General features: G+C 64.8%; 1 protein-coding gene. It reads right to left on the bottom strand.

The features are described from left to right. The coding region (locus SB772_RS41280) for an aromatic ring-hydroxylating oxygenase subunit alpha (protein WP_410838686.1) at positions 1-270 on the bottom strand (270 nt) is incomplete at both ends.

The following is a 270-nucleotide window of genomic DNA, read 5'->3' as shown; positions in this document are numbered from 1 at the left end:
CCGGGTGGGGAATGCCGCGCAGCGAGCCGTCGAGGGCGTAGCCCCAGCCGTGGTAGGGGCAGACGAAGCTGTTGGTCTTGCCCTTCTTGTGCTCGCAGACCGTGGCGCCGCGGTGGCGGCAGCGGTTGAGCAGCACGTTGATGGCCTTTTTGCGGTCACGTACCACGATCACCGGCTGCTTGCCGATGAAGGTGGTCTTGTAGCTGCCCGCGTCCGGGACTTCACTCTCGTGGGCGACCCAGACCCAAGTGCTGTGGAAGATCTTCTGCA

The organism is Paraburkholderia sp. SIMBA_030 (assembly GCF_046535245.1).
Lineage (GTDB): Bacteria > Pseudomonadota > Gammaproteobacteria > Burkholderiales > Burkholderiaceae > Paraburkholderia.
This window is presented reverse-complemented; position numbering and strand designations above follow the sequence as displayed.